22 protein-coding genes are annotated in these 26,996 nt (G+C 39.7%); 20 read left to right on the top strand and 2 right to left on the bottom strand.

Annotation, left to right across the window (positions count from 1 at the left end):
- Positions 1-32: 32 nt before the first annotated feature.
- From HXT24_RS03025 to HXT24_RS03045, 5 genes are all read left to right on the top strand, one after another.
- Entirely contained in the window at positions 33-767 is a 735-nt protein-coding gene (locus HXT24_RS03025; RefSeq protein ID WP_116692269.1) for a hypothetical protein, read from the top strand.
- Positions 754-3,564: an HAD-IC family P-type ATPase gene (locus HXT24_RS03030; RefSeq protein WP_422119592.1), complete on the top strand. Its 2,811-nt coding sequence runs from the start codon at positions 754-756 to the stop codon at positions 3,562-3,564. The genes HXT24_RS03025 and HXT24_RS03030 overlap by 14 nt, the downstream gene beginning before the upstream one ends.
- Before the next feature lie 144 nt (positions 3,565-3,708).
- A complete protein-coding gene (locus HXT24_RS03035) occupies positions 3,709-5,211 on the top strand; it encodes an L-serine ammonia-lyase (protein WP_004122340.1) in 1,503 nt (500 codons plus the stop codon).
- A gap of 235 nt (positions 5,212-5,446) precedes the next feature.
- A complete protein-coding gene (locus HXT24_RS03040) occupies positions 5,447-5,854 on the top strand; it encodes an FKBP-type peptidyl-prolyl cis-trans isomerase (protein ID WP_004112263.1) in 408 nt (135 codons plus the stop codon).
- A gap of 66 nt (positions 5,855-5,920) precedes the next feature.
- The gene (locus HXT24_RS03045; protein WP_004112265.1) at positions 5,921-6,400 is read left to right on the top strand and encodes a GreA/GreB family elongation factor; all 480 of its coding nucleotides are present in this window, start codon (positions 5,921-5,923) and stop codon (positions 6,398-6,400) included.
- Between the two features lie 161 nt (positions 6,401-6,561).
- On the opposite strand, the gene lexA is transcribed toward HXT24_RS03045, so the two are convergent.
- Positions 6,562-7,281, bottom strand: a complete 720-nt coding sequence (lexA, locus tag HXT24_RS03050; RefSeq protein WP_004112267.1) for a transcriptional repressor LexA — start codon at positions 7,279-7,281, stop codon at positions 6,562-6,564.
- 171 nt (positions 7,282-7,452) lie between these two features.
- Here lexA and HXT24_RS03055 point away from each other — a divergent pair, with 171 nt between their 5' ends.
- From HXT24_RS03055 to nrdR, 3 genes are read left to right on the top strand one after another with little or no spacing between them, the layout of a single operon-like run.
- On the top strand, positions 7,453-7,821 hold the full coding sequence (locus tag HXT24_RS03055; RefSeq protein ID WP_016821296.1) for a LysM peptidoglycan-binding domain-containing protein: 369 nt from the start codon (positions 7,453-7,455) through the stop codon (positions 7,819-7,821).
- Between the two features lie 45 nt (positions 7,822-7,866).
- Positions 7,867-8,058 carry a hypothetical protein gene (locus tag HXT24_RS03060; RefSeq protein WP_032812494.1) on the top strand — a complete coding sequence of 64 codons (192 nt, stop codon included), beginning with the start codon at positions 7,867-7,869 and terminating at the stop codon, positions 8,056-8,058.
- A 53-nt stretch (positions 8,059-8,111) separates the two neighbouring features.
- Entirely contained in the window at positions 8,112-8,561 is a 450-nt protein-coding gene (gene nrdR / locus HXT24_RS03065) for a transcriptional regulator NrdR (protein ID WP_004116911.1), read from the top strand.
- A gap of 74 nt (positions 8,562-8,635) precedes the next feature.
- Here nrdR and HXT24_RS03070 read toward each other — a convergent pair whose 3' ends face one another.
- Positions 8,636-10,912 (bottom strand): HelD family protein, encoded by a 2,277-nt coding sequence (locus HXT24_RS03070; protein ID WP_016821300.1) that lies wholly within the window; start codon positions 10,910-10,912, stop codon positions 8,636-8,638.
- Between the two features lie 229 nt (positions 10,913-11,141).
- Here HXT24_RS03070 and mraZ point away from each other — a divergent pair, with 229 nt between their 5' ends.
- From mraZ to HXT24_RS03130, 12 genes are all read left to right on the top strand, one after another.
- Entirely contained in the window at positions 11,142-11,915 is a 774-nt protein-coding gene (mraZ, locus tag HXT24_RS03075; protein WP_004122312.1) for a division/cell wall cluster transcriptional repressor MraZ, read from the top strand.
- Between the two features lie 11 nt (positions 11,916-11,926).
- A complete protein-coding gene (gene rsmH, locus HXT24_RS03080; protein WP_004122310.1) occupies positions 11,927-12,988 on the top strand; it encodes a 16S rRNA (cytosine(1402)-N(4))-methyltransferase RsmH in 1,062 nt (353 codons plus the stop codon).
- The gene (locus tag HXT24_RS03085; protein WP_004112281.1) at positions 12,988-13,620 is read left to right on the top strand and encodes a hypothetical protein; all 633 of its coding nucleotides are present in this window, start codon (positions 12,988-12,990) and stop codon (positions 13,618-13,620) included. Before rsmH ends, HXT24_RS03085 begins: the two co-directional genes overlap by 1 nt.
- Positions 13,620-15,713 (top strand): peptidoglycan D,D-transpeptidase FtsI family protein, encoded by a 2,094-nt coding sequence (locus HXT24_RS03090; RefSeq protein WP_004112286.1) that lies wholly within the window; start codon positions 13,620-13,622, stop codon positions 15,711-15,713. The genes HXT24_RS03085 and HXT24_RS03090 overlap by 1 nt, the downstream gene beginning before the upstream one ends.
- Before the next feature lie 28 nt (positions 15,714-15,741).
- Complete coding sequence (locus HXT24_RS03095; RefSeq protein WP_101888599.1) at positions 15,742-16,995, top strand: UDP-N-acetylmuramyl peptide synthase; 1,254 nt, start codon at positions 15,742-15,744, stop codon at positions 16,993-16,995.
- A gap of 93 nt (positions 16,996-17,088) precedes the next feature.
- Positions 17,089-18,819 carry a UDP-N-acetylmuramoyl-tripeptide--D-alanyl-D-alanine ligase gene (locus tag HXT24_RS03100; RefSeq protein WP_180946762.1) on the top strand — a complete coding sequence of 577 codons (1,731 nt, stop codon included), beginning with the start codon at positions 17,089-17,091 and terminating at the stop codon, positions 18,817-18,819.
- Positions 18,816-19,919 (top strand): phospho-N-acetylmuramoyl-pentapeptide-transferase, encoded by a 1,104-nt coding sequence (mraY, locus tag HXT24_RS03105; protein ID WP_004116897.1) that lies wholly within the window; start codon positions 18,816-18,818, stop codon positions 19,917-19,919. The genes HXT24_RS03100 and mraY overlap by 4 nt, the downstream gene beginning before the upstream one ends.
- Before the next feature lie 77 nt (positions 19,920-19,996).
- Positions 19,997-21,574: a UDP-N-acetylmuramoyl-L-alanine--D-glutamate ligase gene (murD, locus tag HXT24_RS03110; RefSeq protein WP_019261453.1), complete on the top strand. Its 1,578-nt coding sequence runs from the start codon at positions 19,997-19,999 to the stop codon at positions 21,572-21,574.
- The gene (locus tag HXT24_RS03115) at positions 21,561-22,889 is read left to right on the top strand and encodes an FtsW/RodA/SpoVE family cell cycle protein (protein ID WP_019261452.1); all 1,329 of its coding nucleotides are present in this window, start codon (positions 21,561-21,563) and stop codon (positions 22,887-22,889) included. The genes murD and HXT24_RS03115 overlap by 14 nt, the downstream gene beginning before the upstream one ends.
- A gap of 132 nt (positions 22,890-23,021) precedes the next feature.
- Positions 23,022-24,248, top strand: a complete 1,227-nt coding sequence (locus HXT24_RS03120) for a UDP-N-acetylglucosamine--N-acetylmuramyl-(pentapeptide) pyrophosphoryl-undecaprenol N-acetylglucosamine transferase (RefSeq protein WP_020761693.1) — start codon at positions 23,022-23,024, stop codon at positions 24,246-24,248.
- A gap of 2 nt (positions 24,249-24,250) precedes the next feature.
- On the top strand, positions 24,251-25,762 hold the full coding sequence (gene murC / locus HXT24_RS03125) for a UDP-N-acetylmuramate--L-alanine ligase (RefSeq protein WP_422119593.1): 1,512 nt from the start codon (positions 24,251-24,253) through the stop codon (positions 25,760-25,762).
- Positions 25,763-25,826: 64 nt separating this feature from the next.
- The gene (locus tag HXT24_RS03130; RefSeq protein WP_020761691.1) at positions 25,827-26,960 is read left to right on the top strand and encodes a cell division protein FtsQ/DivIB; all 1,134 of its coding nucleotides are present in this window, start codon (positions 25,827-25,829) and stop codon (positions 26,958-26,960) included.
- Positions 26,961-26,996: the final 36 nt, after the last annotated feature.

Raw genomic sequence — 26,996 nt, forward strand, 5'->3', positions numbered from 1 at the left:
ATTTCATATGCAATTTGTGATATAAAAGTCTTATGTCTCTTATGCGCAAAACAAAGCACGTGCTTATGAATAAACTTAAACGCGTGATATGTTTATGTGCAGCTGCGTCGATTTCTCTATTGGCGGTAGCGTCTTTGAGTGGGTGTGAGCCTAAGAATCACGCGGTTGGGGATACGGGTAAGGCAGACGACATAGTTCACGATGGCATTGACGTAGAAGATATCAAGCTACTTATAGTTGGGTCAAAATCCGCATCTCTTGATTCCAAACTCCTTCATTTATGCGAAAAATCTGGTTTGAGCGCAGCTTATGCTTCTGTGTCGGATGTTAAGAACGCTAATGAGGCTGCAAGGGATGCGATTAAGTCTGCTTCCGAGCAGCCTGTTTCTATGATATTGATTAACAACATCAATATTGATGCTTCAGATTCTACAGATTTAGGTGTTAAAAGCAATGCTGGTGGAGCGCATGTAGATTTAAAGGCTCGTGAATCTTGGATTGATGCGCTTAAATATGCTCGTTTTGCTGGAATACCAGTAGCTCTTGTGAATCCTAAAAATCCTCCGAAGGATTCAACTTTGTACGCTGCAAAATTGTATATTTTCAAGGATTTAGACAATCAAGCTTTGTTTGAGTTTAATAGGGATAATAAGTCGAATGTAGATAAATCGGGAAAAATTCAACATTCATCTCTTCTAAAAATCGTTCAATCGTTAATAGATAATACGCCTCACAGCAGGGATGTGATTATAAATGACAAGAACTAGCGTAATTAAGAAAGATTTGCCAGAGACTTCTCGGAGGCTGCAGATGCGTGATTTGGATAATTTGCGTGACATAAGTGACATGTCTGATTTGCCTGATTTGCCAGAAGTTAACGAATCTGGTTTAAATGCAGATGAAGTTTCTTATGCTGTGGAAAATGGCGACGTTAACATTACGACTAATCGAACATCTAGGTCTGTGCTTTCTATTGTGCGCGCAAACGTGTTTACACTTTTTAATGCGATTATCTTTGTAGCAATGGTGGTTGTTCTCGCTACTGGATCTTGGAAAGATGCCGTTTTTGGTTTTGTTATTTTGATTAACACTGGTATTGGCGTTGTTACTGAGTTGCGTGCAAAACACACGCTTGATAGGCTTTCGATTCTTGTGGCTTCGCGATCGATTGTGCGACGAGGCGGAAAGAACGTTTTTATAAACCATTGCGATATTGTGCTTGGTGATTTGTTATGGGTTCGTGCTGGAGACCAGGTTCCTGCAGACGTGCAAGTGCTTGAATCTTGGGGTTTGGAGATGGATGAGTCAATGCTTACGGGCGAATCTGCAACTGTACGTAAGGCTGCAGAGGATCGCGTATATTCTGGCTCTACCGCTGTTTCTGGTGTTGCTTTGACTCGTGTTACGGCTGTGGGTGGCAACAGTTATGCTGCTAAATTGGCTGCTCAAGCAAAGGTTTACACTAAAACAATTTCGGATTTGAGCCGTGGAATTAACACGATTTTAAAGTGGATGACGATTGTTGTTGTGCCTCTTTGCGTCTTGCTTGTATGGTCTCAGATTAGTAAGGTTGGTGGTTTTGCGCTTGCGTGGCAAACTGGCCATTGGCGTAGTGCTGTGGTTTCTGCTGTCGCTGGTGTTGTCGGCATGATTCCAGAAGGTCTTGTGCTTTTAACTTCGCTTAATTTTGCTGTTGCTGCTATGCGCCTCGCTCGAAAGAAGACTCTGATACAAGAGCTAGAATCTGTGGAAACTTTGGCGCGAGTGGATTGTTTGAATTTGGATAAAACTGGCACTATTACGGATGGTGGAATCGCATTTGTAGGCGTGGATTTGCTTGATGACAATTTAAGTGATGTTGTAAAGCAGAGCAGTGCGGATGCTTTCGACTTGAATGATGGTTTGCGCGGTTTTGTAAATCAAGCTTTATTTGATTTGTCTAATGAAGAAAATCCAAATGCTACTGGTATAGCAATTATGGAAGGTCTTGGTAGTAAAGATACTTTTAGCAAAGGTCTTAATGATAAAAACGTTGAAAATCAGGGTGTCTACTCTGGTTGCGTAATAAATAATCGTCTTCCGTTCTCGTCTTCTAGAAAATGGAGTGCTATTAATTACAAGCATAAAGATGGTAGTTTTGAAACTTGGTACATGGGTGCTCCAGAAGTTTTGGTTAGTGCGATTCGTGAGTTTCGTGAGTTTCGTGATTGTTCTGACGGCAATTCTGATTCTAACTATTCTAATATGCGCTCGCATGAGCAGTTTGATCGTATTTTGCATCGCGTAAATGAATATGCTCAAAAAGGTGAGCGTGTGCTTCTCCTTGCTTTAGATGACAGCGATTCATGTGATTCTACTTTTTCTGATTCTCCTACTATTTCTTCTAATGCGCGTCCTGTTGCCTTGGTTCGTTGTTCGGAGAAAATTCGTTCGGATGCTAGACAAACGCTCGCATGGTTTAGGAAGCAGGGAGTTAGATGCCGTGTTATTTCTGGCGATAATCCTATAACAGTTGCTGCAGTGGCGGAAAAAGTTGGATTAACCGGCGATTCTAAGCCTATTGCTATGGATGCTAGGAATCTTCCTAAAGATGTTAATCAGCTTTCCCAGGTGCTCGAGAATGTTGATGTTCTTGGTCGTGTTTTGCCAGATCAAAAGAAGGCGATTGTTCAGGCTCTGCATGCTAAGGGTCATGTTGTTGCTATGACTGGCGATGGTGTTAACGATACTCTTGCGCTTAAAGAAGCGGATTTGGGTGTAGCTATGGGGAATGCTGCTCCTGCAGCTAAGGCTGTGGCTCAAGTTGTGCTTGTTGATTCGCGTTTTTCGCATCTTCCAGACGTGGTTGCTAGGGGTCGTCAGGTTATGGCAAATATGGAGCGTGTTGCAGGATTGTTCCTTGTTAAAACTGTGTATTCTGCACTTATTTCGGCTGGTGTTGTTCTTCTTGGTCTTCACTTCCCGTATTTGCCTCGTCACATAACTTATATTGGCTCGTTAACAATTGGTATTCCAGCGTTTTTGCTGGCTTTGGCTCCTAATTCAAGGCGTTATATTCCAGGGTTTTTGCATCGTGTTGTGCGTTTTGCGCTTCCTAATGGTGTGGCTGTTGCTATATCTGTGCTGGTTACGGCTGTTTTTGCTCCTATGATGTTGGCGCGTGGTTTAGATGCGTCTGGTGTGAGTGCTTCCAAGCTCATTGTTGGTGCAGCCAAGTCTTTGGGTGTGACTCGTAGTATTTGTGCGGTTGTTGTTTTTGCGCTTGGTGTAGTGGTTTTAGCTACTGTTTCTAAACCTATTTTTTCTTGGCGCGGAATAATGGTGTTGTGCTTTGCGCTGGCTGGTGTTGTGGGCGCGTTTATACCGTTTGTCGCTCATTTCTTTGATTTGCACATTCCAACTAATGGAAACGATATGTTTGTTATGATTTGTGCAGTAATGTTTGCTTTTGTTGTGTGGATGCTTTTACACTTATTTAGCAGACTAATCGTAAGTTGGTTAGACAACAGTCATTCTTCGGATATTTCCGCTGCCGATATTTCTATGGATGAAGACGCTGATTAGCTTTTATAAACTTTTATCAACTTTAGTTGGTTTTTGGGCTTTGTGTGCATTTTATTTTTATGTTGAACGCAACGTATATCGAATCGCTGCGTGTCGTGCCTTTGAAATTATGCTTACAATGTATATGTGTTCAGTATTTTAGAAATGTTTTCGATTGGTGTAGGACCTAGTTCTTCTCACACTGTTGGTCCTATGCGCGCTGCGAATGCTTTTGTTACCTCGTTGAAGGAAAGCGGAAAGCTTAATAATGTTGCGCGAGTTCATGTTACATTGTACGGTTCTTTGTCTCTTACAGGTTTGGGCCATGGCACGGATCGTGCTTCTGTTGCAGGCTTGGAGGGTAATTTACCTGACGATGTTGATACAGAACACATGATGACTATTCGCGAATATTGTAAGAAAACTGGTACTTTGACTCTTGCTCATAGTCATACTATTGAATTTGATTACGATTCAGATGTGATTTTTGAAAAGTGGAAGCGCATGGTTGCACACCCTAATGGCATGAGGTTTGTGGCTTTTGATTCTCAAGGTAACACTGTTGACGAGCAAGTTTGGTATTCAATTGGAGGTGGTTTTATTCGCAAAGGTAACGCGAATGATGCAATGGTTGGGTTGCATGATCGCGTTTTAGATGATGCGAATAATGTTGATGATTCTAAGTCTGACTCGACAAATGATTCTGTAAATGGCGATTCTACGGCGGCTGGCGATTCTTCCGTAAATTCTTCCAATGATTCAACTGTTCCTTATCCTTTCTCGACTTGTAAAGAGCTTATTTCAATTTGCAAAAAAGAACATAAGAATATAAGTGATATTGTTTGGCAAAATGAGCTTGCTTTGCATGAGGGGGATGCGCATTACGTTCGCTCCTATTTGCTACATGTGTGGAAGGTTATGAGCAAGTGTGTGGAAAATGGTTGTAATTCTAAACAGGAGATTCTCCCTGGAGGACTTGATGTTCCTAGGCGTGCTCCCAATATGTATGCTCGTCTTGCCGCTAATTCAGATATGCTTCGTCAGAATCATCGCAGGGCTGATTCAGCTTTAGAAAGCTCCGATTCTGCGTGGGTTAATCTTTTTGCACTTGCTGTTAGTGAGGAGAATGCTGGTGGTGGTCGTATTGTTACGGCTCCTACTAATGGTTCTGCCGGAATTATTCCAGCTGTTTTGCAATATTATTGGCGGTTTGTAGATAGTGCTAGTGAAGATGGAATTGTAAGATTCCTTCTTGCTTCTGGCGCTGTTGGATACCTGTTTAAACGCAATGCTTCTATTTCTGGTGCAGAAGTTGGATGCCAGGGAGAAGTTGGTTCCGCGTGTTCTATGGCTGCTGCTGGATTATGTGAGGTGCTTGGCGGCACTCCTGAACAGGTTGAAAATGCTGCGGAAATTGGTATTGAGCATCATCTTGGTTTGACTTGTGATCCTGTTGGCGGTTTGGTGCAGATTCCTTGCATTGAGCGCAATGCTATGGCTGCTAATACGGCGATTAATGCTGTAAGAATTGCTCTGCTAGGTGATGGTTCGCATATTGTTAGCCTTGATAATGCGATTAAAACAATGAAGGAAACTGGTCAAGATATGATGTCTAAGTACAGGGAAACATCTAAAGGTGGACTCGCCGTAAACGTTGTTGAATGTTAGATTGAATCCTAAATTAAGTTTTGGATTAGATTAGGATTTAGATTAGGATTTAACTGTATATTATTGGCATAGGTAGCGGTTGAGTGCTAATCTAAATCACGCTATAAGATTACAGAACTGTTATAATGTTCGAAGTTTTTGGATAATGCTATTAAACATTAGTTGATTTTTGCAAATGTTTTAAGCATTTACATATGGCTGTAAGGGATTGGAAAAGGTTATAAAGGAGGGCAATATGGCACAGGATATGCCAGAAGTAGTTGCGGAATTTGGTACTACGCCAACGGTGACGTTCCCAGCGTCTGAGCCGCCAGCGGGGCTTAAGGTTGTTGAGTTAGTAGAAGGTAATGGTCCTTTAGTTCGCGCTGGAGATACTGTGACTGTTAATTATCATGGTGTTGTTTGGGGCGCGGATAAGCCGTTTGATTCTAGCTTTGATCGTCATAGGCCAGCAAGTTTTGGCATTGGCGTTGGTCAGGTGATTCAGGGGTGGGATCGTACTGTTCCAGGTCATAATGTTGGCTCTAGGCTTCTTGTTTCTATTCCGCCTGAGTATGGTTATGGTTCTCGTGGAGTTCCTCAGGCTGGAATTGGTGGTTCAGACACTCTTGTGTTTGTGATCGATATTATTTCTACGCGATGAATATTGCGTGTGATTGATTTTTAATTTGCTGTTTTATTCTTTGTTCTTTATTAAGGAGATTACAAAATGGCTGAAGAAAAAACGATTTTGTTGACTAAGGAAGCTTACGATAAGCTCAAGGAAGAATTGGCTCATCGCGAAGGCGAGTATCGTGATGAAATTACTGAACGTATTGCTGCTGCGCGAGCTGAGGGTGATTTGTCTGAAAATGGCGGTTATCAGGCTGCTCGTGAGGAGCAGGGCAAGAATGAGGGTCGTATTAACGAGCTTATTGTTAAGCTTCGTAATGCTAAGATTCTCGAGGCTCCAGAAGCTGGCAGTGTTGGAAATGGTTCTCTTGTAACTTTGGAGCTTGCTGGCCGAGAAATGACTTATGTACTTGGATCTCGCGATATTGCTGTTGCTACAGATTACGATGTTATTAGTCCAGAATCTCCAATTGGTGCTGCAATAATGGGCGCTAAAGCAGGTGATACTGTTAGCTATTCTGCTCCAAATGGTCGTGAGATTTCTGTAACTATCAAGGATTCTCATCCTCTTGCATAATAAATTTTATGTGACAGGAAAGTTCATTTTTTAATCGCTGTGATTTTAAAGCTCTTATAGCTGCTAATCACAGCGATTTTTGTTGTTTGTTTTACATATTGAGAGAGTGTTTGTAATGTTTTGCGTTTGCTAGAAATTTAGTTCTAGTTCTGCTTAAAACGTTAAATTTTTCTTAAGATAGTAACAACTTTACCCATTATTTTTGCGTGTGATCCATCGATAGGTGAATACGCTGGATTGTGTGGCATAAGCCAGACGTGACCATTGTCTTTTCTAAACGTTTTTACAGTAGCCTCATTATCTAGAAGTGCGGCAACTATATCTCCATTTGTTGCTTCATTTTGTTCTCGTACAACAACGTAATCTCCATCGCAGATTGCTGCATCGATCATTGAATCTCCATGCACTTCTAGCATAAATAGATTTCCGCTTCCAGTAAGTCTTTCTGGCAATCTCATAACATCTTCAACGTGTTGCTCTGCTGTTATAGGTGTTCCAGCTGCAATTCTCCCAACAAGTGGTACGTCGTGTGAGTGAATCAATGAGTCGTTGTTGTATATGCTTACGTCTACTGCTGATTTTGTAATCAGTGTATGAGCTTTCTCCTTATTTTTCTTTAAGAAATCTCCAATAACCTCAATGGCACGCCCTTTATTGGCGCTTATTCTTATTAGTCCTTTCATTTCTAAGGCTCGCAATTGATGTTTTACGGAAGAAGGACTTCTTAAGCCTACAGCTTCGCCTATTTCTCTAAATGATGGAGGAAATCCATGTTCTTCAAGGCAATTTTGTATGGCATCCATGATTTTGCGCTGACGATCTGTTAGCGGTTCTGTGTTGTGCGCCGCGGAATCACTAATCTCGTTTGTGTTGATATTCATGGGGTCTCCTTTCGATGATTTTATTCTATGACAAACTCGCAAAAAAATCAAACATATGTTCGACACGCCGTTGCATCTTTAGAACAGATGTGTCAAGATTGATACACCTGTTCGATAGAACAAATGTTCATACGGATTTATATTGATTTAAATTTGTGAGAAAGGGTAATTATGTATAAGAGATCAAAAGCAACTGGTGCTTTATATAGTCAGTTTGCGAACAACGGTACTTGCGTAGATAAAACCTGTTTAAAGCGAAATAAGCATAGTAAATCTTTTATTAGATTTATTGTTTTTGTTGCTTTAGTGTGTTTTGCGTGGATTATTTTTACTCCAAAGCCAGCAGTTTCTGCAGTGTCAAAATCTTTTGTAACATACACTGTTCGTCCTGGAGATACTTTATGGAGTTATGCAAAAACTATAACAAACAAAGACGGTAATATTTCTGATTCTGTAGATTATCTCATGCAAATTAATAATTTAGATTCAGCAGATTTAGAAATAGGTCAGTCTATAAAAGTGCCGTTTATAGACGATTAATCAATGTAGATAATTTTATTCGATAGTTAAAATATGGAGGTTTATATGGATTGGACTTGCGAATGTGACTCGTATGATGAAGATTATAACAATGTTGTATTTATGTCTTCGTCGATATATGAAACAAGGGTACGAGTAGTTGCAGATATGGTTTTATATCCATCAATTCAGGTATTTATTGGTAAAATTTATCAAGAATATGGACAAAAATATGAAAAAATCGATTTATTTATATAACAAATATTAAAGCATATATAACATATTTTAATAATTTTTAGTATGCTAGATGTATGCATTGTCCTTTTTGTAAGAATTCCGATACTAAGGTTATCGATACGCGAATTAGTGAAGATGGATATTCGATTCGTCGCAGACGTGAATGCCAGATGTGTGGCAACCGCTTTACGACAGTTGAAACTACTCAGCTGCTCGTTATGAAACGATCTGGTTCAATTGAGCCATTCGACCGAGCAAAGGTGGTTGCTGGTGTAGGAAAAGCTTGCCAGGGTAGACCTATAGACTCTGAAGCTTTAAAGACGTTGGGAATGGAAGTTGAAGCTGATTTGCGTGCTCGCGGATTAGCGCAGGTTACATCTGAAGAAGTTGGAAAAGCAATATTGAAACCATTGCGAGAACTGGATGAAGTAGCTTATCTTCGTTTTGCTAGTGTATATCAGAACTTCGCTGGCTTGAAAGATTTTGAACAAGCCATTGAGGATCTTAAAAAGAGTAAGCAATAACCCTTCTTGTTTGACCCATATATTTCAATAGGTCAAACAATGTACTAGGTTATTCGGGTTTAGTGTTTTTGTGTTTATTTTGAAAAATCAGCATCATCTTGTGTGCGCAAGATGACTAATCGCTGTGTTGGTCTTGTCATAGCAACGTACAGATTTGCTGCTGCTGTAAGCATAGATGCTGCCTCTTGTTCTATTTTAGAAGGTTGTATCAGAATTACGGCATCGTATTCTAATCCTTTAACGTCTTCAGGCGTGCAAACGCTAATCTGACTATCGTCTGAATTCTGTTGAAGTATACGATTGTATTCTTTATCGGAAAGATTTTTACGAAGAGTATCTTTAACGATTTTATCAGTATGGTCTAATAGTTCATTAGGAACTATTATCGCTACGCGACCACTTCCATCTTCTGATACGAATTCTTTAAACAAATCAATGCAATATTTTGAAAGTGTTCTATCTAGTTCATCTTGATGCTTAAGTGTATGGGTAACAAGAGAATCAGGAACAGATCGTACAGCATTAACTGTGGAAATGTACAATCCAGAGTTGTTTGCCACTTTTCCTGCAGCATCTGAAACTTCTTTAGGGTTACGATAATTAATGGTCAACTCGTAAAGATCCCAGTTTGCATCTCCAAACAGTGAGCTCATATTCTTTTGCCAATGATGCGTTCCACCTAAAGCGGATGTTTGAGCAACATCACCAACGATTGTAAATGATCTAGAAGGGCAGCGACGGATTAGCATTCGCCAATCCATTGCTGTAAGCTCTTGAGCTTCATCTACAACCACATGACCATAAGTCCACTCTCTATCTGACGCAGCAAGATTGGCTACCATGCTTGTATCGTCACCTTGAATGTTCTCTATGAGCATATCTGCGGTAACAATTCCATTTCCAATGCCATTTTGAGCAAGTGTTTCAGAAGCGTATTGCTGCTCTTCGAGCTTTTTGCGAGCATTTGCAGCATTTTGTGCCTCAACTTTTGGATCTGCGCCTAGAAGCTCCATAGCCTCATCAAGAAGCGGTATATCAGAGCGAGTTAGAGGACTACCTTTTGGTCTAGTTAATACACAAATATCGTCTTCACTTAACCAAGGAGCATATATGCGAAGTTGTTCAGGTTTAGAAAACAGCTGGTCAATAAGCCACGTGGCAGTCATAGGGAGCCAAGCAAGATTCAAAGTAATCTTAAGTTTCTCTTCCATACGAAGCTGCGATGTAATATCGGATATTTCAGACTGCGAAGGAGTGTAATCTAACTGTTCTAGGTATCTATTTCTAAGTGAACTTATAACTGACTTTACGAAGGTTTTGCGAGCCTGATTATGAGGTTGGTGTGTTCGTTGAGCATCTGATTGTGCAAGCTCAATATCCTCTTTTTTGAGTTGCACAGCAAACCCGTTTATGCGTAGCGTTGGTAAATCTTTAGGAACACGTATTCTTGCACAAACAGCGTTCTGAATAACGTTTTTCATGCGATACATTCCCTTAAGCTTTGCCGCATGTGGAGTATCTTCTGCAACAGCATGAACATTTGGGATCAAATCAGAAATTGTTCTACTTACAACACCAGTTTCACCCAAAGAAGGCAAAACTTGATCTATATATCTTAAGAATGCCGAGCTTGGTCCTACAATCAGAACGCCTGATTTTTCAAGTTTTCTACGATGTGTATAAAGAAGATATGCTGCCCTGTGCAATGCTACTGCGGTTTTGCCAGTACCAGGTCCACCTTGTACAACAATAGTATGGTCAAGAGGAGCGCGAATAATGCGGTCTTGTTCAGCTTGAATAGTTGCAACAATATCCGTCATTTTTCCAGTTCTACGAGAACCTAGTGAAGCTAGTAAAGCACCTTCGCCTGTTAGAGTTCCCTGCTTAGAAGCCTTGTTTACCTCGTCTGCATGAATATCAAGAATCTCGTCTTCAACTCCAACAACCTCGCGGAATTTAAGAGTTATATGCCTACGCATAACGATGTTTCCATGGTGACGTGGCGTCGCCTCATAGAATGGTCGCGCAGCTTCTGCTCGCCAATCTGTAAGAATAGGATCGTGATTTTCACTGAGTAGACCAATCCTACCTATGTAGTGTCTTGTTCCTTCGCGATCGTCAAGTCTTCCAAACACAAGCCTGTCTTCTACGGCTCTAAGTTGAGTTAACCGATCCTCATACATTGTTGCAAATGAATCACGTTCGGTGCGCTGAGTAGGCGACCCGTGTGATCCTGCAGCTCGTACAGCGTCAAGTCTTGTACGAACCGTAGAGCGCAAGTCATCTAAGCGTCCGTAAGCGCAATCAACTGCTTGTTGTTCTTCGCTAAGTTGTGAGGAGTACGTAGACATTTGTGTCCGTTCTTCTTAAATGTTGAGCTAAAAACTAGGCGTTTAAGTATATCTCGAGGCTTATACACGGTATTTTCTAAGAAAGTTTTTGCGACGAATGCATAAAGTGGCACTTTTATGAAAAAAAATATTATTTTTTTATAAAAAGTGGGGATTTTTGGTGAGGAATGGGGTAAAATGGTGAACGATGTGCAAGTGGCATATTGCATGTTGAAAAGGAGGTGGAGTTATGGCTCGTAATAATGCGGATGATAATGCGCAGAATAAAGCCAATTCCTCCTTTATGCATGCTCAAAATCTCTCTGACAGTGATTCACAAAATATTGCTCAAGCTAATGCTCAGGAAATGCATATGCCAATGCAAAATCCTCAAGCGTACGCTCAGCCTTATTATGTGATGCCACAGATGTATCAGCCACAGCAGATTCCGCCAATGCAGCAGATTCCTTTTGCGCAACCCATTAGCCAGGCTCCATATTCGGCTTTTAATTCCACTCCTTTACCGAATAATGAAGATTCTCGTGGTAATGGCATAAGCAATCAGAATCAGCAACAGAATCAAACCCCAATTCTTCTTGGTACATATGCTCCAAAAATTGATGGAAAAGGTCGTGTAGCTTTACCAGCGAAATTTAGATCTCAATTAGGGAATGGTTTTGTTATGGCGCGCGGTCAGGAACGTTGCGTATACGTACTGCCAATGCAAGAGTTTCAACGTATTACAACGCAGATTCAGCGCACATCTATGAGCAATAAGTCTGCAAGAGACTATTTGCGAGTGTTTCTTTCTGGCGCTGTAGATCAAGAACCAGATAAGCAGGGACGCATAGTAGTTCCACCAATGTTAAGAGATTACGCAAATCTTGGAGACGAGATTGTTGTAATTGGTGTTGGCACTCGCGCAGAAATATGGAATAAGTCTGCTTGGAACGAATACCTTGCAGATCGTGAGCAAGATTATGCAGATATTGCAGATGATGTTCTTCCGGCGGTGATCCAATGAAAGGTGATCCGATGAAGGACTTATCTACAATACACGCACCAGTATTGCTCGACGATTGTGTAAATCTAGTATCTCCAGCGTTAAACCACAAGAATTCTGTTGTTGTGGATTGCACGCTGGGTCTTGCTGGTCATGCAACAGCTTTTCTTAAAGCGGCTCCTCTTGCAACGCTTGTAGGCATAGATAGAGATGGCGAAGCTCTTGAGCTAGCTACGAAAAGAATGCGTGAAGAAGGATTAGACGAACGTTTTATTCCAGTACATGCAGCATTTGATGAAGTCGACAAAGTTCTTGAAGATTTAGCAATCTACCATATTGATGCAGCATTTATGGATTTGGGACTTTCTAGCTTGCAAATAGACGAAGAAGATAGAGGATTCTCATATTCTCACAACACTGCATTAGATATGAGGATGGACACTACACAAAGCATAACAGCTGCGACTATTCTCGCGACTTATGATTCGCATAAGCTTGCGAATATTTTCCGAGAATATGGTCAAGAGCGTTTTTCTGGTCCAATAGCTCGCAAAATTGTTCAAGTTCGTGAAGAGACTCCGATTACCACATCTGGTCAGCTGGTTGAATTAGTTGATAACGTCATTCCTCGTTCTCATCGTGCTCCAGGAAACCCAGCTAAGAGAGTTTTCCAAGCTCTTCGCATTGAGGTTAATGGAGAATTAGACAAACTTGCTAGGACACTACCAAAGTTGGCTCTGCGTTTAAATCAAGGTGGCAGGATTGTTGTTGAATCTTATCATTCGCTAGAAGATATTGCGGTTAAAAGATTCATGAACAATGGCTTAGAAGTAGATGTTCCAGCGAATATGCCTATTGTTCCAGCAGATGCACAGCCTTTCTTTAAGGCGCTAACTAGAGGAGCTGTAAAAGCATCTAAGGAAGAAATAGCAAATAATACTAGGTCTTCGTCTGTTCGCTTGCGTGCAGTGGAACTGATTCGAGATATTCCAGAACGTTGGATTAAGGAATTTGAATCTATTTCTAGAGGTATTGAAGAATCATCTAATTCTTCGACTATACGATTTGCACATAAAAAAGGGGGTAGGTTCTAATGATTAAACCATTAAAAAACCGTGCTCCTGGATTGTCTACTGTTACTGCAACAGCAGCTCCTGCAGGTCGTGTAAAAGAAAAAGTTGTTGGAGATTCAAGGAAAAATCGTGTTCTAAAATCCCTTCCATTGGTATTTAGCGCATCAGACCGCAGATCTTACACAGTAATGAACCGCTTGCATAAGGTTATAGAGTGGAGCAATACTCGTAAAGCGCCTCTTTTTAATGTGATTATCGTTGTTTTGTTCTTAGTAATCACTCCTACAACATCTCTATTGTTGCGCACAAAAATGGCAGAAATATCTTTTGAACAGGCTGCTACACAATCGAGTATTTCTAGGCTTCGTCAAGATGTAGAAACAGCGCAAACAAAATTAGATACTTTAGAGGCGGATCTTCCAGCAAAAGCGCAAACGATGGGAATGGTTCCGCAGCAAGGTGCAATAACCGTTGATTTAAGCGATTATGCAAATAAAAAGAAAGCTGAAAAAGCAATGCTTGATGCTAAGAAAGCTCAAACACAGGCTAGTTCTAAGAATCAAAAGTCGCAGCCCAAACAGCAGGCGCATGATTCACAACAATCTAAACAACAATCTAAACAACAAAAACCAAAGGATAAGGAGAAACATTGATGAGCCGCCAAATCAAGCAACGTTTCGCCAAATATTCAGGCAAAGTTAATGGAGTTGTTAATTCTATTAAAGACAAAGTTAATAGAACAAGCAATTCCAGTGGATTTTCAAAAACCAGTAAGTCTCTAAAAGATGGTATTAGTCGCGTTTTTAGCTTACTGAAGCTGATTAAAAGAAAATCGCAATTTACAAGGTTTAAAAAGGCCAGCACATACAATGCGAATTCTTATGAGGCTTACGGATCCTATAATCGGTCTGCTGCTAATAAGACTGCTGCGATGAATAGCACAGTTTTTGCAAAGAAGTGCGTAATTGTTGCAATTATTTTTGCGTTTGTTGCAACATGTGCAATAGTAAAACTTAGTTTTATACAGCTTATTAATGCTCGTTCTACTGCTCAGGCGGCTCAAGCAGAACGTATTAGGACAAAACCAATTCTTGCTAGAAGAGGTCGTATTTTAGATACAAACGGTTCAGTTCTTGCTCAAAGTGTTGAAAGATACAATATAATTGCTGATCCTATGAATGCGCAGGCGTTTAAACCTACTCCTTGCACAAAACAAACTGCTGGTAATTGTCATTCGATTAATGGTAAGGATGTTGAAGGTACTGGTGCCGTGGCGGTGGCACGTCTTTTAGCTCCAATTCTTCATATGAGCTCTGTTGAAATCGGCGGAAAGATTTCTGGATTGGGTCGTTACGCAGTTATCAAGAGGAATGTGAAGCCTTCTGTTAAGCGTGCAATTGACAAACTCAACCTTTCTGGTTGTGTTTATGCAGAAAACAGTAGTGAACGAGTGTATTCAAGTGGTCCTATTTTGGGTGCCCTAATTGGTTCTGTCAAAGATGCCGAAGAAAGCTCTAGACCAGAGGCAAAGGGTAGAAGAGGCGAAATAGGTGAATCTGGATTAGAGCTTTCGCAAGATAAAGTTTTAACTGGTACAGATGGATATCAAAAGTATCAGGGAAACAATGTTGGAAATGAGAAAATTCCTGGTACTGTTAGCGAATATAAAGACGCTGTAAATGGTAATGACATAAAGTTAACCATTGACAGCGATGTAGATTGGTACGTTAAAAAAGTTCTTCTCGACGGAATGAAGCAGTACAAAGCTGGATGGGGAATTGCTGTTGTTCAGGATATTCGCACTGGTGAGATTCTTGCGTTAGAAGATACTGACGATATTAAAGCTGGTTCTTCAGCTGCCAGAGCATCTGTTTCTAAAGCAGTTAGCCAGATCTTTGAGCCAGGTTCTATAGGCAAAGTGTTTGCCATGGCTGGAATGGTTCAATCTGGTGCGCGTCAACTCAGCGACAAATTCTCAGTTCCAGGTACAATAGACAAACAAGGTCAGGTTTTCCATGATTCTCACAGTCATGGTATCGAACGTTTAACATTAGCTGGAATTTTAAAGGAATCTTCTAATGTTGGCATGATTTTAGCTGGCGAAAAATATCCTAATAACAAGCGTTATGAGTTTTTGTCTAAGTTTGGAATTGGGCAATATACTGGTTTAGGTTTACAAGGTGAATCTCCTGGTCTTCTTCCAAGCGTACAAGCATGGGATGGTCGTAAGCAAAACACTGTTTTGTTTGGTCAGGGTTATGCCACTAACGCTTTACAAATTACTAATGCTATTGCGACTATTGCGAACAAGGGTGTAAGGCTCCAACAGTCAATAATCAAATCTGTAATAGATCCTCATGGACGTGTCTCAGAGCACAAGAGACCTCAGGCAACTCGCGTTTTGGATGAACATGTAGCATCGCAAATGTTGAATGCTATGGAAAGCACAGCGGAATCTTACAAGAACTTTATATCAATTAATGGATACCGTGTTGCTGCTAAGAGTGGTACTGCAGAAGTAGCGGGATTCGGTGGAGGATTAAGTTCTATCGTTGCAGATTGTGCTGGAGTAATTCCTGTGGATAATCCACGATTTGCTATTACAGTGGCATTAAGTAATCCTCAGGGAACTTTCGGCGTTGTTGCAGCAGCACCTCTTTTGAAAGCAATTGGAGAATTCTTGATGCAAAAGTATGATGTTCCAGTTTCTACTCCTCGTAGCAACCCTATTGCTGTAGAATGGTGATATACAACAAATAAGGGCGAGTGCGAGTATGAATGCTGTTGATGAATTTTCCAGAACCAGAGTGACGCTTGGTTTTGCTGCTGAACAGTATGGTTTTGAGGTAATTCCTTCCTTTGCATCTGGTGTGACTATTACATCATTAGCTTGTGATGTTAGAAGTGTTAAACCAGGTTGTCTTTTTGTTCCTTCATCTCGAGTAGATAAGAGACAATTAGAGGCTGCTAGAGATGCTGGAGCCTATGCTGCAATGGTTCCTCCAGAGTTTAGATCTGAAGCAATGAGTGTAGGCATTCCTCTGCTGGTATCTTCTAATAATCCAATAACTCTCGGTAAGCTAGCTTGTGATGTTAATTGCGATCCGTCATCTTTTATAGCAACTTTTGCAGTTGCAGGAGATAGTGATGATGAGATTTATGCAAATGTTATACGTTTGGCTGATTTTCTTCATATGCTCGGCAATCCAGTCGGTATTATTAGTGCAGCTGGGTCTAGCTCTCTTCAAAGAGAGCTAGATTTAGAGTATCCTATGGGAATAATTGATATACAGCATAACTTGTCTGTGTGTGTAGAAGATGGCGCTGCAGCTGTTGTAATAGCATTAAATTCTGCAACTCTTAGTAAAGATGCATTGCAGTCTGTTAACGTTGATGTTCTTGGAGTTGAAAGCAATAATGCTTTAGCAATGGCTGGAAGCCTTGACTTATATGCAAGCGACTCTTCTTATTCTGATCCTTACTCTAATACTTCAAAATTTGATAGTCATGCAAATCATGCAAATCATGCAAATCATGCAGATGATAATGCAGATAATCATTCAGATAATAAAAAGAAGTATGATTCTGATACTACATCAAATCAGAATTCAAAATCGCAGCAAAAAGTCGAATCACTTAATTCCGATAGTGAATCTCATAGTGAATCCGATAGTGTATCTGATATTTCTTCTTCTAGAACTTCTGCTAATAAATCTGATAAACATTACGACAATAGTTTTATCAAAAATCAAAATGATGATTCCGCTATAGATGAAGAAAGTATGAAGTCCGCGCGACCAGTAATAAGTTTTTATACTCTTCAACAACGTTATGGGTTTGTAAGTCATGAAAGATCTTATTGCGTTATGCGTTCTCGTGAATCAGATGAGTTAGCTGCTTTAGCAGATCAGATTGGTGGTAAGGATGTTCACAAACATCTTTCTCTTTCAATAGCGATGGTTCTTGCAGCTGGAGTTAGAAGAGGAACTATTAAAAGCGCGTTACGAGTGTCTCATGAATTAAAGTAGTGTTAATTAAAGTAGTGTTCAGAAACGTGTTGATGATTAATAGATTTGTTGCAAAGCAAATGAAACCAATGTTGGGAAAATAACGAGGTTATGATGCAAAATAAGACTTTGGGCAATAATACAACGACCAATAATATGCGTATGATGCCTATGAGTGTTAAGGAAGTAGCTGCTGCGGTTAATGGCAGACTTTTTATAGGTGGTTGTTTAGTAAAAGAAAACCACAGTGTTACTTCTGAGAAATTTTGCATAACAAATAATGATGTTGTTATTTCAGATAATGATGTTGTTATTTATGCAACAAGTGATTCTCGTAAAGTTGTGGATTCTTCCATATTTGTAGCAATACCAGGCGATCGTGTTGATGGTCATGATTTTGTTCAAAAAGCTGCAGAACTTGGTGCAAAAATTGCAATAGTGGAGCATTTTGTAAAGTTAGATGAGTCTAATAATAGTAAAATTGCTCAAATAGTTGTTGAAAATTCGGTTGAAGCTCTTGGACTTTTAGCAAAACACAATCTTGAGCGTCGCCGCGCGTTAAATACACCATTTAGTATTATCGGCATAACTGGTTCAGTAGGAAAAACCACTACAAAAGATATGCTCAAGGCTCTTCTTTCAACGCTCGGTAACACTGTTGCACCAATTGGATCTTTTAATAATGAAATTGGTTTGCCGTTAACATCTTTGCAAGTAAATGAAAACACGAGATTCCTTATTGCAGAAATGGGAGCAAATCATGTTGGCGAAATCGCAAAACTAACCACAATAGCTCCTCCTGATTTAGCTGTTGTATTGAAGGTGGGTGTTGCGCATTTAGGTGAGTTTGGTTCTGTAGAAAGAATTGCTCAGGCAAAAAGTGAGATTGTTAGAGGTCTTGTTGCACACGGAATAGCAATTTTAAATGCTGATGATTTTCGAGTATCTGCAATGCGTTCTTTAGCTGATCAAGATAAATTGCGTTGGTTTGGTAAAAACAGCAATATGGAAGGTGATTTTGACGCATCTAACAATGGCAATTACCAATTGTCTGCAAGTGATATTTCATTAGATGAAATGGGTTGTGCAGAATTTGTTCTTAATGAGAAGAATGAGGATAAGTCTAAAAACTCAGTTAGAGTCCATCTTGCTATACAGGGACAGCATAATGTTATGAATGCAATGGCTGCTTCTAATGTGGCAAGATATTTTGGAATGAATCTTGATAGTATTGCTAAAGTTTTGCATGAAGTTTCGCATATTAGTCCGCATAGAATGCAGCTTTCTAAAATTTCTAACAATAATAATGTTTTTACGCTTATTGACGATTCATTCAATGCAAACCCTGATTCCATGAAGGCTGGAATTGATGGATTGTGTTCTTATGAAAATCATGACTTACATGATTTAAACGTTAATGCTGAAGAAGATCTAACAAGTAAAAAGAATAATATTTTTAGAATAGCAGTTCTTGGATCTATGTTAGAGCTTGGTTCTAATGAGAATAATATGCATGAATCAATAGGCGAATATGTTGCAAAGCATAATATTGATGCACTAATAGCTGTTGGTTCTAAGTTTGATAAAAAATTAGATGAACTAGCTGGTTGCATTTATAAAGGTGCTAAAGATAATTGGCAGAATAAGAGCCTTGATGTTGAAAATGGCGTATATTTTGTCCATGATTGCACTGAGGCGGATAACGTTGTGTGGAACCTTGTGGCCGCGCATTCGAGTAGTGTTGTGTTATTGAAGGGGTCTCATGCTTCAGGCTTGAGCGTGTTAGCTGAACGCTGGTCTAAACTTAATGAGAGTCTTAATGAACATACGGAGGTTAACCTGTGATTGCGCTTATCGTGGGAATTGTGGTATCGCTGATTGTTACTATTGTCGGTACGCCGCTTTTAATCCGCTTAGTACACCGTTTAAATTACGGTCAGTACATTCGTCAGGACGGTCCACAATCTCATTTAGTTAAACGTGGAACTCCTACAATGGGAGGTGTTGTTATAAACCTTGCTGTTGTAGTTGGTTGGGCTGCTTCTGCTCTTTACAGATATTTCTCTGTTGGACGTACTCCATCCTGGTCTGCGGTTCTTGTGCTTTTTGCAATGCTTTCTATGGGTTTTCTTGGGTTCATTGATGACTTTGCAAAAGTTCGTAAAAAACAGAATCTTGGTCTTTCGGTTCGTGCAAAGCTGGTTGGTCAAATTATTTTTGCAAGCATTTACGCACTTTTGGCTCTAATGCTACCAACTCAGTCTGGTATTGCTAGTGCTCAGGCTGGTATGAGCTTTATTGAAAAACCATTCCTTGATTTTTCAATGTTTGGGCAAGTCGTAGGAATTGTGGTTTTTATTATTTGGGTTAACTTCTTGATGGCGGCTTGGTCTAATGCTGTAAATCTTACAGATGGTTTAGATGGTTTAGCTTCTGGCTCTTCAATGATTGCTTTTGCTGGTTACGCTATGATTGCGTTTTGGGAAAGTTACCACGTTAAAGGTGGCGGTCATTTTGGTTTCTCGTACGCAGTATCTGACCCTCTTGATTTGACTATTATTGCTGTTTGTGCAGCTGTTGCCTGCTTTGGATTCTTGTGGTACAACTCAAATCCTGCTCAGGTATTTATGGGAGATACAGGATCATTGGCATTAGGTGGTCTTTTTGCTGCTCTTTCTATAGCTACTCATACAGAGTTCTTAGCTGTTATTTTGGGCGGATTATTTGTTATAGAAGCATGTAGTGATGTAATTCAGGTTGGATGTTTTAAGCTTACGCATAAGCGAGTGTTTAAAATGGCTCCTATACACCATCATTTTGAGCTTGTTGGCTGGGCAGAAGGTAAAGTCGTTGTCCGTTTTTGGATGATTGAGCTTATGTTTGTACTGTCTGCATTGATGATGTTTTATGCGGATTGGGCTGGTCATTCTGGGTTACTGATTTAACGATTAGTTCTGACTTAACGATTAGCATTGACTTAGTAATTGAGTATCTACTTGGTAATTGGTGAGGGTTAAATAGTATGAGCAGCGTTGCAGAAGATTGTTTGCTTAGGGAATTGTCGTTCCACAAGAAGTTCCCATTCAATAATGTTCTTGTGGCGGGTCTTGGTGTTTCTGGCATTGGTGCTGTAGAAGTGCTTAAATCCGTTGGTGCTACAGCGATTACTGCAGATGAGCGTAAGGAAGAGGCTCAGGTACACGATTTTTCCAAGATTGATTGGGATAATATAGATGCTGTTGTAACATCTCCTGTTTTTAATCCTCGTACACCTTTTATTCTAGAAGCGCAGAAGCGTAATATTCCAGTTATTAGTGAAGTGGAGCTTGCTTGGCTTGTTCGTGTAAACTCAGATAAAACCAATAATCCTGCACCTTGGGTTGGAATCACTGGCACGAATGGAAAAACTTCCACTACAGAGATGACTTCCGAAATGCTAACTGCTTGTGGTTTTGATGCTCCTGCAGTAGGAAATATTGGAAAATCGGTTTCTCACGCTGCTATGGAATCAGAGCATGATGTTTTGTGTGTAGAATTAAGCTCTTTCCAGCTTCATTTTACTAATTCGATGAGATTAGATTGTGCAGCTATTACTAATATTGCTGCGGATCATTTAGATTGGCACGGTGGGATTGAAGCTTACGCAAAAGACAAGTCTAAAGTTTTTAATGGGGTTAAAAAGGCTCTTGTTTATAATGCTCAGGATCCTAGAGTAAGTGAACTTGCAAGTAACGCTCAAGTAGAAGATGGTTGTAAGAAAATTGGCTTTACACTTGAACCTCCAGAATCTGGAGAAATAGGTGTTGAAAATGGTTGGATTGTAGATAAGAGTGGTGTTGCTGGCGGAAAAGTTGGAGATCCAGTTAAATTAGTGGAGCTAAGGGATCTTAAGCATTTATGCGAACCAGATGGAAGCGTATATCCTCATCTTCTTGCAGATGCTTTGACTGCTTTAGCTCTTACATTAGGGTTGAATCCAGATGTTGAAAATGCTGTAAAAGCTTTGTGTAACTTTGCTCCAGGAGGTCACAGGATTCAAACTGTTGCAACTTTAAATGCTAACGATAATCTTCCTGAACACTCGATTCGTTTTGTAGATGATTCAAAGGCTACTAACGCTCACGCTGCAGCAGCATCTATTTCTAGTTTTGGTAAAAAATCTGTAATTTGGATCGCTGGGGGGCTTGCAAAAGGCGGTTGTTTTGAAGATCTAGTTAAAGATAATAGAAGTATTATAAAGGCTGCTGTTGTGATTGGTGTAGATCAAAAACCGATTATAGAGGCTCTTAATGCTAATGGAAAAGATATTCCAGTAACTATTGTTTCTCCAGATGGAACAGGTTGTGAGTCTTTTGATTATGCGGATGATTCTGTTCTTAAAAAAGTGGAAAACGATAAGACTATTAGCCCAGATTCTTCTCTAGGTCAAAAAGTTATTTCTACAGCAGTTGATGCTGCTGGATGCTATGCAAAACAAGGAGATGTTGTGTTGTTGGCTCCAGCGTGTGCATCAATGGATCAGTTTGTGTCTTATGCGGATCGCGGATCTCGTTTTGCTAAAGAATCTGAGCGATGGGTTAATAGTCATGAACGTGAATAGCAAAAAATCTAATACTAACAATGCTAATAAAAAGCCTTTGCGATTGTTTTCTTCTAGTAAAAAACAGCGTTCTACTAAATCGTCAAGAGCGTATGAAACTTTTAATGAAAACAGTCATGCTTTTAAACAATACGTTGGTATTCGTAGCATATTTAACCCATTATGGTGTTTGTATGGTTTAAGAATATCTGTTGCAATGCTTTCCGTTTTCGGCTTATTTATGGTTTTTTCAAGTTCCTCAGTGACTATGATTACTTATGGAGCAGGTCCTTGGGGTTCTGGAATAAGTCAATTGATTTATTGCATTATTGGATTTATTGGTTATTTGATTTTTTCTCGTCTTCCAGTCGATTTCTATAAAAGTAAGATTATTGTTATTTACGCAATATCTGTTTTTATGCAATTTTTGACTTTTGTGCCAGGAATCAGACATGAGGTTAATGGTAATGCTAGCTGGATTAAAATAGGTCCTTTTACAATGCAGCCTGCAGAAATAACCAAGTTAGCTATATGTATTTGGCTTCCTATGGCTCTTATATTGGCTAAGAAAGCTTATGAGCGTGTTCAAATGCGCGCATACATTCCGTCTGTAGCGGCTCTTGGAGTTTCATTGCTTCTTGTTGTTGCTGGTAAAGATCTTGGTACTGCGTTGATTATTCTTCTTATAGCCGTAGTCGCATTTTATATAGGAGGATTCCCTACAAAGTGGCTTGTTGTCGCTCTTATATCTGCATCTGCAGCTGTTTTATTGTTGGTTGTTACTAGTCAAAATCGTATGAGGCGTATTCTTGCGACTATCCATGGTTGTGATGCTAAGTCTATAAAAGGCGTGTGCTTCCAAGCTATTCATGCGCAATATGCTATGGCTTCTGGTGGTCTTATGGGTGTTGGCATAGGTAATTCTCGAGAAAAATGGAATTATCTACCTTATGCTCATAATGATTTTATTTTTGCGATTATCGGCGAAGAAATGGGATTCTTTGTAGCGTCTTGTGTGATTCTTCTTTATATCGTTATTGGATGGTGTTTGTTAACTTCCGCATTGCAATCTCATAGTAAGTTTGTTTCGATATCTCTTATAAGTATTGCTACATGGATTGTAGGTCAGGGTTTAATAAACATATTGGTTGTGGTTCAAGTTCTTCCTGTTATGGGTGTTCCTATGCCGTTTATTTCTGCTGGTGGTTCGTCTTTAGTTATGTGCTTGTTGAGTATTGGTGTTGCGGACTGTTTTATTAGAAGTAACCCTTATATTAAGCCTAGTGTTAATAGCAGTATTAAGTCAGTTTCTAGTGAGGATGACAATAAACGTTAAAGTCTAGTTATTGTCTAATTGTTTAGTCTTAGATTAAAGTTTTAGATTAGGTTAGAAATTATTATAATTAGTGGTTTTAGATTGATTTAAATTTATTTTAGATTCACTCTAGCTTGAATGTAGGTGGTTTATATGGAAGATGTGAACTCTGATTCCTCTGTCGATAATTTCGATGAAGATTCTTTGCATGTTGTTCTAGCAGGGGGCGGAACAGCAGGTCATGTTAATCCTCTTCTTTCTGTAGCTAGCGCATTAAAAGATTTAGATGAATCTGTAAAAATTAGTGTTATTGGAACTAATGTTGGATTAGAAAAAACTCTTGTTCCACAAGCTGGTTTACCGCTTGATGTTATTGAGAAAGTTCCTTTTCCGAGAAAACCTAATTTATACATGTTTAAGTTTCCTTTTAAATGGGTTCGTGAAAAGAATAAGGTTCGTGAAATACTGAAAAAAAGACGCGCTGATGTTGTTGTTGGTTTTGGTGGTTATGCTTCTGCTCCTGTTTATTCGCAAGCGCACAGCATGAGATTGCCTATTGTTATTCATGAGCAGAATGCTCGTGCTGGAATGGCAAATAAACTTGGTGCGCGTTGGGCTAACATGATTGGTTGTGTTTATGATGGCACTGGTTTGTGCTCAAAATTAGGTTCGTGCACAAAAGCGTTACGAGTCGGTTTGCCTCTTAGAAAAGCGATATCTGATTTATGCGCACAAATTACACAAGATTCTGATTTAGCTAGGGTAGAAGGTGCTAAAAGGCTTGGATTAGACCCAAGTAGACCTATTGTACTTGTTACAGGTGGGTCTTTAGGTGCTAAAAGCTTGAACGATTCTGTTTCTATTGCTGCTGGCGATTTGCTTAAGTGCGCTCAAATAGTTCATCTTACGGGTTCTGGAAAGTCTAAAGAAGTTAAAGATAATGTTGCGCGAGTGGCTGGTCTTAATCAAATAAACGACGTTAAGCCAGAGCATGCAGGTTTAGGTGATTATCATATTTGTGAATATTTGGAGAGGATCGACTGGGCTTTTGCCTGTGCAGATTTGGTGATTTGTAGGTCTGGCGCTGGTACTGTTGCAGAAATATCTGCTATTGGTCTTCCTGCAATTTACGTTCCTCTACCGATTGGTAATGGTGAGCAGCGTTTTAACGCACAGCCTGTTGTGGATGCAGGAGGAGCGATTATGGTTAGCGATTCTGATTTTACTGTTGACTGGATTCGTGACAATGTGTTGAAATTGCTTGACAATACAAATCGTCTTGAACAAATGCGTGAAAAATCTTGGAAATATGGCATTCGTGATGCTGCAAGCGTAATGGCAAAATATATTCTTGATATTGCAAAAGAAAGCAGAAGATAATTATGGATATTAATATGAATCCTATGCGCTCAGCATTTGAAGCAGACCAGACTATATCTTCGTTAGGCTCTGTTCACTTTATTGGAATAGGCGGAGCTGGAATGAGCGTTTTGGCAGAAATGCTACACGAAGAAGGGGTAGAAGTAAGTGGATGTGATTGTCAAGAAAATGACCACACAAGACGCTTAGAAGAACTTGGAATAAATGTAAAAATAGGTCAAAGTGCAAGTCATGTAAAAAATTCAGATATTCTTGTGTATTCTAGCGCGATTAAGCCGAGTAATCCTGAAATTATTGCTGCTTATCAAAATGGTGTGAAACTTGTACACAGAAGCGACATCTTATCATTGCTTTTAAGTGCTAAAAGGGGAGTAACTGTTGCTGGAGCGCATGGCAAAACTACAACAAGCTCACTTTTAGCACATATTTTGCGAGTTTGTGGTAAAGGTGATCTAGCAGACCCGAGTTATGCGATTGGTGGATCTATTCAAGCACAAGATGGTGGTGAAATAGACGGAGGGCATGCTGGCAGCGGGAACGTTATGGTTGCGGAGGCGGATGAATCCGACGGCAGCTTTGAAAAATATAATCCGTATATTGCAATTGTTACAAATGTTGAAGCGGATCATTTGGATCATTATGGGAATGCGCAAAATTATCGCTCGGCTTTTGTTGAACATTTAAGCCATGCTCTTGGGCATATTGTGATTTGTGCAGATGATGATGGCGCTCGTGCCGTTTTAGATGATTTAGGCGATGATTCTCTTAAAAAAACAATCGTTTACGCAAGTAATAAAGATAATGTTTCTTTGCTGAATGATCGAGTGAAAAGTTTTGTAAAATTTGCTTTTATTGAGCATGAAAGTGAAAAAACGGGTAGCGGAAGTGAATCGTTTGTTATTGAATTTAATGGCGATTTTATAGACGTTAATCTTATAATTCCAGGATTGCATAATGCTAGGAACGCATGTGCTGCTATTATTGCTGCGATGCTTTTAGGCATGAGCTCTAAAGATGCGGCAGATGGTGCTTCTAGTTTCCGTGGGGCTTCTAGGCGATTCGATATTCGTGGGTGTGTTAATGGAGTAACGGTTGTAGACGATTACGCGCATCATCCTACGGAGATAGATGCTCTTTTGCGCGCTGCAAGAAGAAGATATCCGAATGCTAGTATTCGTGTTCTTTTCCAGCCGCATCTGTTTTCTAGAACTCGCTCTTTTGCGCACGAATTTGCATCTGCATTATCTCTTGCAGATGACGTGATCGTCACTGGAATTTTCCCAGCTAGAGAAAAACAGGAAGATTTCCCAGATATTCACGCGTCAACTATTGTTGATGTAGCTAGGAAAGATGATATTACGTCTAATATCGAGGCAGTGGAAGATATGCGTGAAGGTGCTCTAAAATTGGCTAATCGAGCAAAAAATGGCGATGTGCTGTTTACTGTTGGAGCAGGAAGTATCACAGCTATGACATCTGTTATGCTTGAAGCATTGAGTTCCAAAAGTTTGTGAGTTTATAAGAGTTTATAAAACTTTAAAGCAGATAAAAGTCGTAAGCTGATTTAAGAGGTAGTGTATGGGGCGTGTGATTTTTAGCAAGTCTGAAGGTCGTACTGTATCTAGTACGACTGGAAACGATGCGGAAAATCGTAACCTGATTTCTAAAAAATCATTGCGCAAAAAAGGTAGAACAGCAAAATCGAATTTAACTACATCTGATAGTTCTATTGAGTTTGTTACATCTTCCGTGCCTACAACTGCATCTAAATCTTCTGCGTCTTCTGTAACTGCAGAGTTTTCTGTATCGGGTGAATCTACAAAAAATAATGCTTCTAAAAACACTTTTGTAGATGCTAGGAGACTTTCTGTAGTTGATTTTGTAAAACAGACTTTGCGTTCAACCGCTGGACCATTGGGTATTGTTTCTAGGCCTAAAGTTATAGATTTCAGTGCTAGAGAAAAAGAAAAAAAGTTCGCTAGTTTACGTACGATTCTGTTGAGATTACTCTATAGTTTTCTGATAATTGCATCTATAACATTGCTATGTTGGGTTCTATTCTTTTCTCCTATATTTAGACTTAAGTCTGAAAATATTAGTATTCTTGGCTCTAACGAATGGGTTAGTGAGCAAAAAATTTCGTCTATTGCATCTAATCAGGTAAATAAATCGCTGTTTTTAGTGTCATCTCAAGAAATAATTGAGCAACTTAATAACATACCTGGTGTTACAGAAGCTAAGGTTTCAAAAAAATTCCCTCAAGGATTGCAAATAACGGTTAGGGCGCAAAAGCCTGCTGCGATGCTTAAATCTCACGGTAGTGAAAAATTAACAGCTGTTGACGTTAAAGGTAGAGTTCTTAATGCAGTTGAAAATGTTCCTACTACAGGCATTCCAGTTATTGAAGTTACAGACGTTCACAAGAGTTTGAGCAGTAAGGCTGTACGTGAGGCGTTGAAAATTGTAAGTTCTTTGTCTGAAGATTTTCGTTCACATGTAATGCGAGTTAGTGCCAGAACTCAGGATTCTGTTGAAACTGAGATTTCTTCCACTGTTTCTAATGTAGAAATTCATCGTGTAATTGTTTGGGGTGATTCTTCAGATTTAGATCTTAAAAAGGCGATTGTAGACGTGATTATCAATGATCCTAGCAAAATTGGAAACAGGCAACGTCTTGATGTTTCTGCTCCTGCGAGACCTATTTTAAAGTAGTTCGTTTAAGCGGATCTTATTTAAGCGTATTTTAAT

The organism is Gardnerella sp. DNF00354, assembly GCF_049262755.1.
In the GTDB taxonomy this organism is placed as follows: Bacteria; Actinomycetota; Actinomycetes; order Actinomycetales; family Bifidobacteriaceae; genus Bifidobacterium; species Bifidobacterium vaginale.